At 71.5% G+C, this 14,701-nt stretch carries 15 protein-coding genes and 2 tRNA genes; 15 read left to right on the forward strand and 2 right to left on the reverse strand.

Annotation, left to right across the window (positions count from 1 at the left end):
* Nucleotides 1-49: 49 nt before the first annotated feature.
* Entirely contained in the window at nucleotides 50-2,119 is a 2,070-nt protein-coding gene (locus ACFU5F_RS40245; protein WP_383898380.1) for a hypothetical protein, read from the reverse strand.
* Between the two features lie 349 nt (nucleotides 2,120-2,468).
* On the opposite strand from ACFU5F_RS40245, the gene proB reads away from it, so the two are divergent.
* The 5 genes from proB to ACFU5F_RS40270 all read left to right on the forward strand — a co-directional run bounded on the left by proB (nucleotide 2,469) and on the right by ACFU5F_RS40270 (nucleotide 7,718).
* On the forward strand, nucleotides 2,469-3,575 hold the full coding sequence (gene proB / locus ACFU5F_RS40250) for a glutamate 5-kinase (RefSeq protein ID WP_383898382.1): 1,107 nt from the start codon (nucleotides 2,469-2,471) through the stop codon (nucleotides 3,573-3,575).
* Nucleotides 3,576-3,735: 160 nt separating this feature from the next.
* Nucleotides 3,736-4,203: a hypothetical protein gene (locus tag ACFU5F_RS40255; RefSeq protein ID WP_383898398.1), complete on the forward strand. Its 468-nt coding sequence runs from the start codon at nucleotides 3,736-3,738 to the stop codon at nucleotides 4,201-4,203.
* 316 nt (nucleotides 4,204-4,519) lie between these two features.
* Entirely contained in the window at nucleotides 4,520-5,806 is a 1,287-nt protein-coding gene (locus ACFU5F_RS40260; protein ID WP_383898384.1) for a glutamate-5-semialdehyde dehydrogenase, read from the forward strand.
* A gap of 122 nt (nucleotides 5,807-5,928) precedes the next feature.
* The gene (locus tag ACFU5F_RS40265) at nucleotides 5,929-6,525 is read left to right on the forward strand and encodes a hypothetical protein (RefSeq protein WP_383898386.1); all 597 of its coding nucleotides are present in this window, start codon (nucleotides 5,929-5,931) and stop codon (nucleotides 6,523-6,525) included.
* A 122-nt stretch (nucleotides 6,526-6,647) separates the two neighbouring features.
* Entirely contained in the window at nucleotides 6,648-7,718 is a 1,071-nt protein-coding gene (locus ACFU5F_RS40270; protein ID WP_383898387.1) for a hypothetical protein, read from the forward strand.
* A gap of 124 nt (nucleotides 7,719-7,842) precedes the next feature.
* Here the strand turns inward: ACFU5F_RS40270 and ACFU5F_RS40275 are convergent, their stop codons facing one another.
* Nucleotides 7,843-8,919, reverse strand: coding sequence for a M48 family metallopeptidase (locus ACFU5F_RS40275; protein WP_383898389.1), 1,077 nt, complete (start codon nucleotides 8,917-8,919; stop codon nucleotides 7,843-7,845).
* A gap of 98 nt (nucleotides 8,920-9,017) precedes the next feature.
* On the opposite strand from ACFU5F_RS40275, the gene ACFU5F_RS40280 reads away from it, so the two are divergent.
* From ACFU5F_RS40280 to ACFU5F_RS40325, 10 genes are all read left to right on the forward strand, one after another.
* Complete coding sequence (locus ACFU5F_RS40280; RefSeq protein ID WP_013003607.1) at nucleotides 9,018-9,188, forward strand: hypothetical protein; 171 nt, start codon at nucleotides 9,018-9,020, stop codon at nucleotides 9,186-9,188.
* A gap of 176 nt (nucleotides 9,189-9,364) precedes the next feature.
* Complete coding sequence (locus ACFU5F_RS40285) at nucleotides 9,365-9,532, forward strand: hypothetical protein (RefSeq protein WP_383898390.1); 168 nt, start codon at nucleotides 9,365-9,367, stop codon at nucleotides 9,530-9,532.
* 58 nt (nucleotides 9,533-9,590) lie between these two features.
* Nucleotides 9,591-10,301, forward strand: coding sequence for a nicotinate-nucleotide adenylyltransferase (gene nadD, locus ACFU5F_RS40290; RefSeq protein ID WP_383898391.1), 711 nt, complete (start codon nucleotides 9,591-9,593; stop codon nucleotides 10,299-10,301).
* Nucleotides 10,302-10,317: 16 nt separating this feature from the next.
* The gene (locus ACFU5F_RS40295) at nucleotides 10,318-12,195 is read left to right on the forward strand and encodes a LytR C-terminal domain-containing protein (protein ID WP_383898392.1); all 1,878 of its coding nucleotides are present in this window, start codon (nucleotides 10,318-10,320) and stop codon (nucleotides 12,193-12,195) included.
* A gap of 165 nt (nucleotides 12,196-12,360) precedes the next feature.
* A complete protein-coding gene (gene rsfS, locus ACFU5F_RS40300) occupies nucleotides 12,361-12,807 on the forward strand; it encodes a ribosome silencing factor (protein ID WP_383898394.1) in 447 nt (148 codons plus the stop codon).
* Nucleotides 12,804-13,472 (forward strand): histidine phosphatase family protein, encoded by a 669-nt coding sequence (locus tag ACFU5F_RS40305; protein ID WP_383898396.1) that lies wholly within the window; start codon nucleotides 12,804-12,806, stop codon nucleotides 13,470-13,472. Before rsfS ends, ACFU5F_RS40305 begins: the two co-directional genes overlap by 4 nt.
* A gap of 127 nt (nucleotides 13,473-13,599) precedes the next feature.
* A tRNA-Ala gene (locus ACFU5F_RS40310) sits at nucleotides 13,600-13,672 on the forward strand.
* 221 nt (nucleotides 13,673-13,893) lie between these two features.
* The gene (locus ACFU5F_RS40315; protein WP_013003613.1) at nucleotides 13,894-14,064 is read left to right on the forward strand and encodes a hypothetical protein; all 171 of its coding nucleotides are present in this window, start codon (nucleotides 13,894-13,896) and stop codon (nucleotides 14,062-14,064) included.
* A 3-nt stretch (nucleotides 14,065-14,067) separates the two neighbouring features.
* On the forward strand, nucleotides 14,068-14,301 hold the full coding sequence (locus ACFU5F_RS40320) for a hypothetical protein (protein WP_005479297.1): 234 nt from the start codon (nucleotides 14,068-14,070) through the stop codon (nucleotides 14,299-14,301).
* Between the two features lie 245 nt (nucleotides 14,302-14,546).
* A tRNA-Ala gene (locus ACFU5F_RS40325) sits at nucleotides 14,547-14,619 on the forward strand.
* Nucleotides 14,620-14,701: the final 82 nt, after the last annotated feature.

Raw genomic sequence — 14,701 nt, forward strand, 5'->3', positions numbered from 1 at the left:
GGGCCCCGGATCCTCTCCGGGGCCCTTCGGCATGTGCGGTGAGCGCGTCCTAGGCGAGCGCCTCGCTCGCCTCGCTCGGCTCGCCCTCGGTGAGCTCGTCGCCGGCCTCCCGGGGAGACGGCATGTCGTTGACGATGCGCGCCTCCATCCGCGCGCGGCGGTCGTCGGCCTTGGCGCCGAGCGCCTTCACCGCGGCGTCGAAGCGGACCAGCGACGGCGGGTCGGAGGGACCCAGCAGCTGCTCCTTGAGGTCGGCGCGGGCCTTGACGAACGCGTCCTTCTCGGGGTTGCGGACCGCGTCGAGGAGGGCGGGGACACCATCCGCCCCGGGCGTCAGGACGACACCCGCCGAGACCGTCGGGAAGGCCGCGCGGAACGCCGCCTCCGGCAGCCCGGACGTGTTGGCGACCGAGTACGGCTTCTCGCTGGACAGCCAGTCGGAGACCACCGACGAGACATCGCTGATCAGCAGGTCCGAGGCGTTGAAGCAGGCGAAGATCGCGGGCCGCGCCTCGGTGATGATCCTGTGCTCCCACTCGGGGAACGACGCCCAGTACGCCTTCTCCCAGGCCAGCGTCGCCTCGGAGATGGCCGCCGCACGGTCCCCGCTGGGCGTGCCCTGCAGCAGCATCCGCTCCATCTCGTCCGCGCTGGTACGGAACGACGTGGAGGTCAGCGTGTCCAACTCGGCCGCACGACGGGTGAGTTCGGCCGCCGCCTCGGCACCCGGCCGCGCGCCCGAGCGCTTCGCGTTGGCCTCGAGGATCATCGCCTTGATGCGCTCGTTCGCCACACCCGCGCGCGGGTCGACCGAGCCGGTCATCGGGTGCGGCTTGTAGAGCAGCCGGACCCTGTCGTCGGCGAGCAGGCCCCGGACGATGTTCTCGCCGGCCAGCACCACGGACGTGTTGCCCGGGTTGCCGTCCCAGCCCTCCCAGGTGGGGGCGTACAGGACGGTCGTGTACGCGCCGGTCGGCGGGCCCGCGTACGGGCGGATCGGCGCCAGCTGCGGGCGCCCGACCTCGACGATGTCCTTGTCCTCGACGCCGACCTCGGCGAGCGCGTACCGCTCGCGCGCCGCGGGACCGGCGACCCACACCTCGTCGTACGCCTTCGCGTACGGGTTGCAGGAGGACAGCTTGTCGCTCTCGCCGTGGTTGATGAAGGCGTGCTTGACGGTGGGGATGCGCAGCACCTGGGAGGTCTTCGCGGCGTTGGCCGGGTGCAGCATCATCTTCAGCGTCGAGGTCTCCAGCGAGAACATCGTGGCGACCTTCGGGAAGCAGATGATCGGCACGTCCGTCGCGTCGATCTTCTGGACCATGAAGCGCTCACGCAGCACGATCAGCGGCTTCTCCAGCTGCGCGAGCGTGGAGAGCCACATGTTCGCCTGGTACGCCGACGTCGTACCGCCGGAGAAGTACATCGCGGTGGTCGGCCGGTAGTCGGCGAGCCACGCGTCCAGCCACTCCATGACCTGCTGCTCGTTCTTCGCGCGCTTCTTCGGCAGCAGCCAGGTCGCCAGGTACCCGGTGCCCGCGACGAGGAGAGTGAGACCGGCGCCGAGGCCGACGCCGCCCCAGGTGGCGTCCCGCGTGGCCGCGGTGAGCACCAGACCGGCCGTGACCGGCAGCGAGAAGGTCAGCAGCCGGTGGGCCTGGCGACGGGCCAGGATGCGCGGCGGCGAGGCCGTCAGGCGCAGCGCGGAGGCGTCGATGTTGCGGGTCACGATCGGCAGCGTCCGGCTGCGGCGCACGAGCACCGAGACGGCCTGGCAGGCGAAGTGCACCGCGTAGAAGAGGAGGAGGCCGACCACGAGCGGTGCCTGCTCGCGCAACGGGTCGACGCCGTCGATGCGCAGCAGCCCCACCAGGAGCAGCATGTCGCGCATCAGCTGGCGCACCAGCGCGTCGAAGCGGATCTTGCCCAGCAGTGCGAGCAGTCCGGGATCCCGGTACTGCAGGAACGTGTCCAGGAGAAGGCCCGCCGCGCTCGCGGCGACGAACACGGGAATGTTCGGCAGCAGCGCGGAAACGATCTGGGCCGTGAAGAGCGCGAACATCGCGAGCAGCGCGGAGAGCTGCGCGACGCGGCGGGTTGGGAGGCCTGCGGAGGGCACGGGCTGGGCTCCTGCGGAGGGGGTGACGGACAAAGAGGGGGAGGGTGACTCCGGGGGGCGGCCTGCGGAAGGCCGATCCCTGACCGTATGACCTAGGGAGGCCGGGGAGCAATCCGCCGTGGGAACAATCACCGGCAGTCGGACATACCGCACGCACCCTGGAGTGCTGCCCGAGCATCTTCCCCCGAGGCCCCCGGCGACCGGCCACCGCCCTCCGCCCCCGGACCCCCGCGCCGTCCGCCCCTCGAAATGAGGACGCGTCCGGTCCGCCCGCTCCCGTAGATTGCGAAGTGCACACACCGGGCTGTTCGGAGCATTGGGGATAGGCGTGTCAGCGGCAAGGCAGGCAGTGGCGCAAGCGCACCGGATCGTCGTCAAGGTGGGCTCCTCGTCGCTGACGACGGCGTCCGGCGGCCTCGACGCGGACCGGGTGGACGCCCTGGTGGACGTCCTCGCCAAGGCCCGCAGCGGGGGAGAGCGCGAGGTCGTGCTGGTCTCCTCCGGCGCCATCGCCGCCGGACTCGCGCCGCTGGGCCTGCGCCGCCGTCCCAAGGACCTCGCCCGCCAGCAGGCCGCCGCCAGCGTCGGCCAGGGCCTCCTCGTGGCCCGCTACACGGCCTCCTGCGCCCGCTACGGCATCCGCGTCGGCCAGGTGCTCCTCACCTCCGACGACATGAGCCGCCGCGCCCACCACCGCAACGCCTCCCGCACCCTCGACAAGCTCCTCGCGATGGGCGCGCTGCCCGTCGTCAACGAGAACGACACCGTCGCCACGGACGAGATCCGCTTCGGCGACAACGACCGCCTCGCCGCCCTCGTCGCCCACCTCGTACGGGCGGATCTGCTGGTCCTGCTGTCGGACGTGGACGGCGTGTACGACGGGGACCCCAGCAGGCCGGGCACGTCGCGGATAGCGGAGGTCCGGGGACCCGAGGACCTCGCGCACGTGGAGATCGGCAGCGCCGGCAAGGCGGGCGTGGGCACCGGCGGCATGGTCACCAAGGTCGAGGCCGCCGCCATCGCCACAGGAGCGGGCATCCCCGTGGTCCTGACCAGCGCCGTCCACGCGGCGGACGCGCTCGGCGGCCGCGACACGGGCACCTACTTCCACCCGACCGGCAGACGTTCCGCCGACCGGCTGCTGTGGCTCCAGCACGCCTCCACCCCGCAGGGCGCGCTCATCCTCGACGACGGGGCCGTCCGCGCGGTCGTGGAGCGCCGCACCTCGCTGCTGCCGGCCGGCATCGGCGGCGTCGAGGGCGACTTCACCGCCGGGGACCCCGTGGAACTGCGTGACGGCACGGGCCGGGCGGTCGCCCGCGGGCTCGTGAACTTCGACGCCAAGGAGATCCCCCGGCTGATCGGCCGCTCGACCCGGGAACTGGCGCGCGAGCTGGGTCCCGCGTACGAACGAGAGGTCGTACACAGGGACGACCTCGTCCTCCTGCACCCCTGACCAGCGGCCCCGTGGAAGGAGCAGAGCACGGGTCCTCGCGGTGCACGTTCCGTAAAACCGCCACGCGAAGCCCCTGAGCCTGCTCAACTTTGACCCAGGGAGATTCCGCACGACCTGTTGCGAAGCTCGAATCGTTGCGAAGGAGGCCGTCGTGAGACGAGTGCGCCCCGGGGCCGCGGCGTCCCGCGGTGGTGGTCCCTCCCGTGCGCCCGGCGAGGAGCGCAAGCTCACCAGCGTCGCCGCCTCGGACACCTACGAGGGCGAGAGCGCCGAGAAGCCGCAGGACCTGCCCCGGCTGTGGCACGTCACGCTGAGCGTCTCCGGGGCCGAGGCCCCCCTCAAGGAGGTGCGGCGCGGCCTGGAACAGCTCGCCCACGACCACCCCTTCCTGCTGACCAGCCGCTACGCCAACGACCACGCCGAGATCCGCTACTGGGAGGAGGCCCGCGACCTCCACGACGCGGCCGCCGTCGCCCTGCGCCTGTGGGGCGAGCACCGCCGGACGGCCGGGCTGCCGCCCTGGGAGATCGTCGGCCTGGAGGTCATCGACCGCCAGACCTACCACCAGCGGATCGCCGAGGGGTACGGCTCGCCCCCGGCGACACCCGTAGGGGTCCACCCCTACTGACCGTCCCGCGGGCACGGACGCGGGCCTCGTCGGATCGGCAGGACGACCTGCGCCTCCTGCGCCGCCCGCGTCGAGAAGAAGCTGGACCCGCGCGGGTCGAGCCCGAGGGTGCGGGCGACGGCGGGCGACGGTCCGCGCGAGGGGACGGCCGGTCTTCCGGGCACGCCGCCAGGTGCGTGAGACGGCCGTACAACGCGCCGACGCGGGCCCCGCCGCGGAGGATGGCGGCCCGGCCTGCCGCCGGGCGCCCCGGACGGGTGTCTCGCGGTGCGGACCACGCGCTGGACCCCTCCGCCGGGCGCACTACCCTTCCTGTATGACCTCGCTCTCTCCGTACGACTCCATGACGCCGGTCACTCGGGCCGCCTACCGCGCCAAGGCCGCAGCCGCCGATCTCGCGCCGCTCCCGCGCGCGGAGAAGGACGACGCGCTGCTGGCCATCGCCGACGCGCTGGAGGTCCGTACGAGCGACGTCGTCGAGGCCAACGCCAAGGACATCGAGCGGGCCCGTGCGGCGGGCACCAGCGAGGCGATCATCGACCGGCTGACGCTCACCCCGGAACGGATCCGCGCCATCGCCGCCGACGTCCGTGACGTGGCCGCGCTGCCCGACCCGGTCGGCGAGGTCGTCCGCGGCTCCACCCTCCCCAACGGCATCGACCTGCGCCAGGTCCGCGTCCCCCTCGGCGTCGTCGGCATCATCTACGAGGCCCGCCCGAACGTGACCGTGGACGCGGCCGCCCTCTGCCTGAAGTCCGGCAACGCGGTCCTGCTGCGCGGCTCGTCCTCCGCCTACGAGTCCAACGCCGCCCTCGTCCGGGTCCTGCGCGACGCCGTCGGCGGCGCCGGTCTGCCCGCCGACGCCATCCAGCTCGTCCCCGGCGACAGCCGCGACTCCGTCCGTGAGCTGATGCGCGCCCGCGGCCTGGTCGACGTGCTCATCCCGCGCGGCGGCGCCTCCCTGATCCGCACGGTCGTCGAGGAGTCCGTCGTCCCGGTGATCGAGACCGGTACGGGCAACTGCCACGTCTACGTCGACGCGGGCGCCGACCTCGACACGGCGATCGAGATCCTGATCAACTCCAAGGCCCACCGCGTCAGCGTCTGCAACGCCGCCGAGACCCTCCTCGTCCACCAGGACATCGCCCCCGAGTTCCTGCCCCGCGCCCTCGACGCGCTCGCCGACGCGGGCGTCACGGTGCACGCCGACGAGCGCGTCCTCGCCTACGCCAAGGAGAGCCGGGCCACGGTCGTCGAGGCCACCACGGAGGACTGGGAGACCGAGTACCTGTCGTACGACATCGCCGCCGCCGTCGTCGACTCGCTCGACCGGGCCGTGGAACACATCCGGCTCTGGAGCTCCGGACACACCGAGGCGATCGTGACCACGTCCCAGCAGGCGGCACGCCGCTTCACCCAGCTGGTCGACTCCACGACGGTCGCCGTCAACGCCTCGACCCGGTTCACCGACGGCGGTCAGTTCGGTTTCGGCGCCGAGATCGGCATCTCCACGCAGAAGCTGCACGCCCGGGGCCCGATGGGCCTGCCCGAGCTGACCAGCACGAAGTACATCGTCACCGGCGACGGACACATCCGCCGCTAGCCCGCACGCGGCCCCCCGGGGCGCCGGCCCGTTCCCGCGAACGGCCCAGCCGCCCGGTCGGCGGAACGGATGAATTTCCTTACCGTCTGCCCAAATTGACCACCCCGGTCTACTCTGGATCCGTGCCGGAGGACGTGGGGGGCACGCCGTTCCCTGACGGCTGGGAGCCCGACGACGACCGCGACCGCGGGGGTATGGACGAAGAGTTCGCCTCCGTGGTCTTCGACGAGGACTTCGTGCGGTCCGCCGTGGTCCATGAGCCGACCGCGGTCGAACGGCTGCTCGCGGCCGCGGAGGCCCGTGCGGCGGCCCAGGAGGCCGAGGCCGGCCGCTCGCGCTCCAGAGGGGCGCACGGCGACGACGACCGCTACGGAGACGGCTACGGCCGCCCTTTCGGCCACGGCCGCGACGACGACCTGGACGACCTCGACGACCCCGAGGTCCTGGAGGCCCGCTACGGCGCCGGGGGGGCCTACGGCAGGCCGTACGGCAAACAGACCCGCTGGCACCGGCCCGTCGCCTGGATCCTCGCCCTCGTGATGGGCGTCGGCATGGTCGCGCTGGCCTTCACCGCCGTCTACCGGGGCACCTCCTCCGGCCGCGGCGAACGGATCCCGCCCCCCGCCACCACCGGCGTCGAGCAGGGCATCCCGACCGGACCCTCCGCCTCCGCCGACTTCTCCCAGCCGGCGGTGTCCGCGGACCCCCGCAGCCCCTGACAGCACCCCCGGCCGGCCCCGCGGGGCGGTCCGCCACGGGTGGGCGAACCTGGCGAGGACCTGTCAAAAGTTGTCGTGTACAGACGCGTTTACCGAAGCTCCCCAGGACCTACTCTCAAAGTATGGGCGGGCCAGGAAACCCACCTGAGGGGACTCCCGAGGGCGCCCCCGGCGGTGGAGAGGACGAATACCGATCCGTCGTCTTCGACGAGTCGTTCGTCCGCGCTGCCCGCATCCAGGAGTTCTCCGCCCACGAACGCCTCTCCGACCACGCCCCCGCCGTCCGGCGCCGCCCACACGTCCGCCGCGGCCTCTCCCGGCAGGCCCTGGTCCTCGTCCTGCTCGTCGCCCTCGCCTTCGGCACCGCGATCTACATGGGCGTCCGCCACCCGTACGACACCCCGGCCGCCAAGCCCACCGAGCCGCTGCGGATGACGGTGATCCCGCTGTCCCCGCAGTCCGCCGTACCCGGCGCCGAGAACGCCGAGACGCTGTACGCGCACAGCCCGGCCGCCCAGTTCCGGATCGGCGCCGAGGGCATCACCATGCCGGCCACCCGGCGCACCGCCCACTTCTCCGACAGCCAGGTCGTCTCCGCGCTGACCATCGCCAAGGAGTACCTGGTCGCCTCCGCACTCGACCCGGAGGTCCTCGGCGGCGCCACCGTCCAGCCCGTGCGACGGCTGCTGGACTCCGAACAGCTCGACCAGTTCGAGCAGAGCTTCGACCACCCGGCGGCCGACGGGCGGCACGCCCCCACCGGCTGGCTCGTCCGCTTCGACCCGTCCCGCGCGACACTCGCCGACCACAGGGTCCGCGTCCAGGGCACTCTCCAGGCCGCCGAGTTCGACTCCGGCACCCTGGAGGTCGTCGCCGCCCACACCCTGGTCTACGCGCTGCGGCCACCGGGGGAGAAGGCCGAGGCCGAGGCCTCGCTGTTCACCGTCCGGCGCGAGCTGCACTTCCGCTTCGACCAGGACGACCTGCGCACCCACCAGGCCGAGGTCGTCGTCTCCTACGTCCAGGCCGGGCCGCTGGCCTGCGCGGACGACGCCACGAACCATCTGCGACCGCTGCTGGCGGGGCAGACCGCCAAGGCCGGCGGGCCGTCCGCGGGCACAGACCCGTACGGCACGGGCGCGGCGACGGCGCTGTGCGGGACCCTGGCGGAGAGTGCGCAGCCGACGGTGTGAGGCCGGGGGGTGCGTTGTCGGGTGCGGGTGCGTGGGGCTTCTCGCGCAGTTCCCCGCGCCCCTGAAAAAGCGGGGCTGCGCCCCTGCTTCTTCAGGCCTCCCCATGCACCCGCACCCCGACGTCCTACTCGTCGTCGCGGGGCCGGTCCTCCTGGGCCGTGGCCGTACCGCCGCCGAAACCGCGGCGGACCCGGCCGCCGAGGTCGCCCGCGCCGCCCGCGATGTCGGTGACCAGCTTCATCAGCGGGTCCTTGGAGTTCTTCACACTGCTCGTGTAGTGACTGGCCGACTCACGGAAGGAGTCGGTCACCGAGGTGTCCTTGTCCTCGCTGCGCCGCGGGTAGTGCCCGTCCATGATCCGCTGGAAGTCACGCGACTCGGCCCACTTCTTCAGCTCCGCCGCACGGACGGCGGTGAAGGGGTGCGAGCGGGGCAGCACGTTGAGGATCTTGAGGACGGAGTCGCGCAGGTCGCCCCCGGCCTCGTACTCCTCGGCCTGGGCGAGGAACGCGTCCACGTTCATCTCGTGCAGGTGGTTGCCGCCCGCGATCTTCATCAGACCGCGCATCGACGCCTGGACGTCCTGGCCGACCAGCAGACCCGCGCGGTCGGCGGACAGCTCCGACTTGCGGAACCACTCGCGCAGCGCGGTCACGATCGCCATGATCGCGATGTTCCCCAGCGGGATCCAGGCGATCTTCACCGCGAGGCTCGTCAGGAAGAGCAGTATCGTGCGGTACACCGAGTGCCCGGAGAGCGCGTGACCCACCTCGTGCCCGATGACGGCCCGCATCTCCTCCTCGTCGAGCAGCTCGACGAGCCCGGTGGTGACGACGATGATCGGCTCGTCCAGCCCGATGCACATCGCGTTCGGCTGCGGGTCCTGGTTCACGTACATCGGCGGGACCTTCTCCAGGTCCAGGATGTAGCACGCGTCCCGCAGCATGTCGTTGAGGTGGGTGAACTGCTGGTCCGAGACCCGTACGGAGTCGGACAGGAACAGCAGCCTGAGGCTGCGTTCCGGCAGCAGCCCGCTGAGTGCCTTGAACACGGTGTCGAAGCCGCTGAGCTTGCGCAGCGCCACCAGCGCCGAGCGGTCGGCGGGATGTTCGTACGCCCGGGAGGAGATCCCCTCGAAGCGCCTGCGCTGCCTGCTCGGCACGTTCTCGCGCCCGTTCTGCTCGTGGCTGTCTTCCGGCATGTTTCCCCCATGCGTCTGATTGCCCAAGTTGCCCCCGAAGCGGGGTCCAGCCTAGGCGGAGTTACCGTGGCAGGGCATCAACCGTAAGGAGCGATCTCATGGGGCATCTCCCGCACCTGCCCGCGTCCGCCTGGCTCACCGATGCCGCGGACGCCGCCGCGAAGGAACAGGGAGCCGGCAACCTGCTGCGCGTGGTGCTGATCGTGATGGTCCTGGGCTCCGTCCTGATGGCGTGGTTCCTTCTGCGGGGATACAAGCGGGACGACTGACGCCCGCCGACGGGAAGGACGTCACGCGCACGCGAACGGTTGCTCGCCCGCCGAGTACGCGCCCGGCGCCGCCGGCGTTCACTCCTGGGCGGAGTCGGCGTGATCGCGGCGGAGGCTCCCGCTTACGATGGGCGGGTCTTCATCCCGATCCCACCACCGGATAGGTCACGCCGACGATGAGCTTCCACAGCACCGCTGCCGACTTGGTCACTCTCGCCGCCGAGGGCGGCGGGGAGCACGGCGGCAACCACGAGAGCCTGAACCCCTACCTGACCGGCGGCGGAGCCTTCCTCGCCCTGATGCTGCTGCTGTGGATCACGACCCGTTTCAACCGCGATCGCTAATCCGCGCAAAAAGACGTTCGAACGGCGCGCGTCGGCCGGGCCGGTAGGCTCTCCACGCATGGGAGAGCAGGACATGCCTACCGGTCCCGAGCACGACAAGGCGGCGGACCAGGCGCACGACACCGCGGACGGCCGGGCCGGCAAAGCCTCCGGCGCACCGGGAAACCGCCCGTCGGAACCCGGCCGCCGCCGTCTCGGCGTCATGGGCGGAACGTTCGACCCGATCCACCACGGACACCTCGTGGCGGCTCAGGAGGTCGCCGCCCAGTTCGGTCTCGACGAGGTCGTGTTCGTGCCGACCGGCCAGCCCTGGCAGAAGTCCCACCGCACGGTCTCGGCGGCCGAGGACCGCTATCTGATGACGGTCATCGCCACGGCCGAGAACCCCCATTTCTCCGTGAGCCGCATCGACATCGACCGCAAGGGCCTCACGTACACCATCGACACCCTGCGCGAGCTGCACGAGCTGAACGCCGACTCGGACCTCTTCTTCATCACCGGCGCCGACGCGCTCGGCCAGATCCTCACCTGGCGCGACGCCGAGGAACTCTTCTCCCTCGCGCACTTCATCGGGGTCACCCGTCCGGGGCACACCCTGACCGACCCGGGCCTGCCCGCGGGCGGGGTCTCGCTGGTCGAGGTGCCCGCGCTGGCCATCTCCTCCACGGACTGCCGTGCGAGAGTCGCCAAGGGCGACCCCGTCTGGTACCTGGTGCCGGACGGCGTGGTGCGCTACATCGACAAGCGGCAGCTGTACCGCGGCGAGTGAGCCGAGAGGGGCACCGGTGAACGACCGATACGACGCCGGCTACGGAGGCGACCAGGCGTACGAACTCGTCGGCTACGACGAGTACGGGCAGCCGGTGTACCGGCAGGTGTCCGCCCAGCCGGTGCCGCAGCAGCAGGCGTACGACCCCTACGGGACGCAGACGCCCCAGGGGTACGGCCAGGGCTACGGTTACGACCCGTACGCCACCGGACAGGTCCAGCAGCATCCCGCCCAGGGGTACGGCACGGGCTACGACCCGGGCCACCAGGCACCCGCGGCCTACGACCCGTACGACCCCTACGGGCAGACCGCCGTCTCCCCGCAGACGCCCGTCGCCGGACAGACCGCCTACATCCCGCAGCAGTCGGCGCCGCCCGGGACCGCCGAGGAGAGCGGGCAGCGGGCCGACGACGCCTTCGCCGGGCGGAACCCGTCCGGCGTCGACCCCGACGGACGGGGACGGGACCACACGGGACGGGACTCCGCAGGCCCGGACGCGGCCGGACCCGACTCGGCCGGACCGGACGCGGCCGGACAGGACTACCGCACCGAGCAGTTCGCCTTCGTCGAGGAGCCCGACGGCGACTCCGAGGACGTCATCGACTGGCTGAACTTCACCGAGAACCGCACCGAGCGCCGCGAGGAGGCCAAGCGGCGGGCCAGGAGCAGACTCGTCGCCCTGGTGGTGGTCCTCGCCCTCGTCGCGGTCGGCGGCGTCGGCTGCCTGTGGTGGGCGGGCATGCTGCCCGGCTCCTCCCCGGACGAGCGGACCGGCACCACGACCTCCGCGGCCGCCCAGAAACGGGACGTGGTCGTCGTCCACCTGCACGACACCAAGGGCGGCGGCACCTCCACGGCACTGCTCGTGAACAACACCACCACCGAGCGGGGCGCCACCGTCCTGATCCCCAACGCCCTCGCCCTCACCGGTGACGACGGCTCGACGACCACCCTCGCGAAGTCCGTCGACGACGACGGCTCCTCCGGCACCCGCGACGCGCTCGACACCGTCCTCGGCACCGACATCGAGGGCACCTGGCGGCTGGACACCCCGTACCTGAACAACCTCGTCGGGCTCGTCGGCAACATCGACATCGACACGAACGCGAACGTGCCCGACCCCGAGGCGAAGAAGAAGGGCGCGGCCCCCCTCGTCACCAAGGGCAAGGCGCAGACCCTCAGCGGCAAGATGGCCGTCGCCTACGCCACCTACCGGGCCTCCGGAGAGTCGCAGGACGCGCAGCTCAAGCGGTTCGGGCAGGTCATGACGGGTGTCCTGCGCAAGCTGTCGTCCGACGCGCAGGCCGCCACCGTCACGGTGCAGACGCTGGCCCAGATCCTCGACCCCTCGCTCAGCGACAAGGACCTCGGTACCTTCCTCGCCAAGCTCGCCGACCACGCCAAGGGCGGCGACTACAAGACCGAGCTGCTGCCCGTCCAGCAGGACGGCACCCTCAGCGCCGAGGACTCCGACAGCGTCGTCAAGGACCTGCTCGGCGGCGCCGCGAAGAGCCCCGACGCCGGGGACGCCGTCCGCGTCGGCATCCGCAACGCCACCGGTGAGAAGGACGCCACCGAACAGGCCCGCGTGGTCGTCCTCAACGGCGGCTACACCTTCCTCGACGCCGGCACGACCACCACCCCCGAGGCCGCCTCCCGGGTCACCTACTCCGACGCGGCCCGCAAACAGGACGCCGTCGAGGTCGCCAAGACCCTGGGTCTGCCGACCAGTGCCGTGAAGAAGGGCGAGACCACGTCCAACGCCGACGTCTCGGTCGTACTCGGCCAGAACTACGAGACGACCGGCACGAGCGGCACGGGAACGACCGGCACGAGCGGCACGGGAACGACGGGAACCACCGGCGCGACGGGAACGAACGGGACCACGGGCTGACCCCGGCCGGCCGACCCCGTCGGCATGACCGGCATCAGGCCCCGGAGCCGCCGTACCGGCCACGCTCCGGGGCCCGGTCGATCAACGCGTGGGGCGGTGCCGGTGGGCCGTGAGACCCTTGGGGTAGCCCGTGAGGGTTCCTGACCGACGACCGAAAGCCGTGTAGTGACCGCCACCGACCGCTCCCTCGAGCTCATCACCACCGCCGCGCAGGCGGCCGCCGACAAGCTCGCGCACGACGTCATCGCGTACGACGTCAGCGATGTGCTGTCCATCACGGACGCCTTCCTGCTCGCCTCCGCGCCCAACGACCGCCAGGTCAAGTCGATCGTCGACGAGATCGAGGAGCGGCTGAACAAGGAGCTCGGCGCCAAGCCGGTCCGCCGCGAGGGCGACCGCGAGGCCCGCTGGGTGCTGCTGGACTACGTCGACATCGTCGTGCACGTCCAGCACAGTGAGGAGCGGGTCTTCTACGCCCTGGAGCGGCTCTGGAAGGACTGCCCCGAGCTGGAACTGCCCGCCGACGCCAAGGCCACCCGGGGCAAGGGCGAGGAGCACGCCAAGCTGCGCGCCGCCGAGGAGGACGCCGAGCTGGGCGAGGAGCTGCGGTGACCGCGGGCACCGACACGGCGGGACGCAAGGGGAAGGGCCGCCGCCTCATCCTCTGGCGGCACGGCCAGACCTCGTGGAACGTGGAGCGCCGCTTCCAGGGCACCACGGATGTCGAGCTGACCGAGACCGGTCTCGGCCAGGCCCGCCGCGCCGCCCGGCTGCTCGCCTCCCTGGGGCCCGACGCGATCGTCGCCTCCGACCTGCGGCGTGCCGCCGACACGGCCGCAGAGCTGGCCGCGCTCACCGGCCTGGAGGTCAGCCACGACGAGGGCCTGCGCGAGACGTACGCGGGCGTCTGGCAGGGGCTCACCCACGACGAGATCATCGCCCGGCACGGCGAGGAGTACGCCGCGTGGAAGCGCGGCGAGCCGATCCGCCGTGGCGGCGGCGAACTGGAGACCGAGGTCGCCGATCGCGCCGCCCCCGTGGTGCTCCGGCACGCCGACAAGCTCCCGGAGAGCGGCACGCTCGTCGTCGTCAGCCACGGCGGCACCATCCGCACCACCATCGGGCGTCTTCTCGGTCTGGAGCCCCAGCACTGGGAGAGCCTCGGCGGTCTCTCCAACTGCTGCTGGTCCGTCCTCGGCGAGGGCGCCCGCGGCTGGCGGCTCCTGGAGCACAACGCCGGCACGCTGCCCGAGCCGGTGCTCGGCGACGACGACTGACCCCCGTACGCGGCCCCGCACCGGGGCCGCGGCCCGGATTTCACTTTCCGGCTGGTCGCAGGCTAAAGTTCTTCTTGTTCGCCCCGCCGAGCGGGACCGGACAGCACGCGTTCACCGCGTGGCGCACGGGGCTATAGCTCAGTTGGTAGAGCGCCTGCATGGCATGCAGGAGGTCAGGAGTTCAATTCTCCTTAGCTCCACAGATCGGTACAGAAGATCCCGTTCCCGCGAGGGAGCGGGATTTTTTGTGTGTGACCTGCGTCCCTTCTTGAGCAGTCGCCGCCCCTCAGGCGTATAGCTCTGCGACGTCTTCTTCCCGTCCTCGCCCGGACCGGTGCGAAGGCGTCGCTGACCGTATTGGTCCGGCCGTGGCAGAATCAAACGGCCGGAAGGGGGCGCGGCCCGACGGGAGGGAGAAGCGATGCCTGCGAGCATCCGCGGGAGGGTCCACGACCTTCCCGTGAAGGTGGTGATGCGGAGCAAGACCACCCTCCTCTGCCCTTCCTGCGGCTCGCTCCACGTGGCCCAAGTCCTCGGTGACAACGGAGGGATCTCCTACGTGTGCACGGCCTGCGGCCACAGCTGGAGCTGAACGATGGGTGCACACAGGAGGAAGTGCGACTGGTGCGGCAGCGGTACGCCCATCGTCCGCGACATGGAGCCCGTCAACGCCGACTACCAGTACTGGTGCGAGGAATGCGCACGGGCGCTGATCATAAAAGGCGACCCCATCGAGACGTACCGGGAGCTGGAGGGCGAGCCGATCTACGGCCGACTCCTCGAGGAGCACTGCACGCTCAAGCGCTTCTACTCGTTCGTGACGGCCTGAGCGTCAACTCCGCACCCCTGCCCTGCCACCGCCCGCCGCGGGGCCTCCAGGGCCGCCCCGGCGGCCTCGTCGCGGCCGTCGGTGGTGGGGCGTGAACGACGGGCGGAGGAGCGCCGGTTCGATTTCCGACATTCCGGAGCAATTCAACTCCGAGCGTGTGTCCGCCGGAATCGATTTGGTGGTGCGCGTGGGGGACCGGTAATGTTGGCGTCGTCGCCAGGGAGACCGGGCGGACAGCAAGACAAGGGGCTATAGCTCAGTTGGTAGAGCGCCTGCATGGCATGCAGGAGGTCAGGAGTTCAATTCTCCTTAGCTCCACAGAAAAGACCCCGTCCAAGTGGACGGGGTCTTCGCGTTGTTGGCGGCAGAACGGCGTAGGGCGGGTCACCCCGACCGGGGC

This window comes from Streptomyces sp. NPDC057438 (assembly GCF_042802995.1).
In the GTDB taxonomy this organism is placed as follows: Bacteria; Actinomycetota; Actinomycetes; order Streptomycetales; family Streptomycetaceae; genus Streptomyces.

Excerpts from the sequence above, each read along its gene's own strand:
- ACFU5F_RS40260 (WP_383898384.1), top strand. The coding sequence starts at position 4,520 with ATGACCTCGCTCTCTCCGTACGACTCCATGACGCCGGTCACTCGGGCC.
- ACFU5F_RS40270 (WP_383898387.1), top strand. The coding sequence starts at position 6,648 with ATGGGCGGGCCAGGAAACCCACCTGAGGGGACTCCCGAGGGCGCCCCC.
- ACFU5F_RS40275 (WP_383898389.1), bottom strand. The coding sequence starts at position 8,919 with ATGCCGGAAGACAGCCACGAGCAGAACGGGCGCGAGAACGTGCCGAGC.
- ACFU5F_RS40280 (WP_013003607.1), top strand. The coding sequence starts at position 9,018 with ATGGGGCATCTCCCGCACCTGCCCGCGTCCGCCTGGCTCACCGATGCC.
- ACFU5F_RS40285 (WP_383898390.1), top strand. The coding sequence starts at position 9,365 with ATGAGCTTCCACAGCACCGCTGCCGACTTGGTCACTCTCGCCGCCGAG.
- nadD (WP_383898391.1), top strand. The coding sequence starts at position 9,591 with ATGGGAGAGCAGGACATGCCTACCGGTCCCGAGCACGACAAGGCGGCG.
- ACFU5F_RS40315 (WP_013003613.1), top strand. The coding sequence starts at position 13,894 with ATGCCTGCGAGCATCCGCGGGAGGGTCCACGACCTTCCCGTGAAGGTG.
- ACFU5F_RS40320 (WP_005479297.1), top strand. The coding sequence starts at position 14,068 with ATGGGTGCACACAGGAGGAAGTGCGACTGGTGCGGCAGCGGTACGCCC.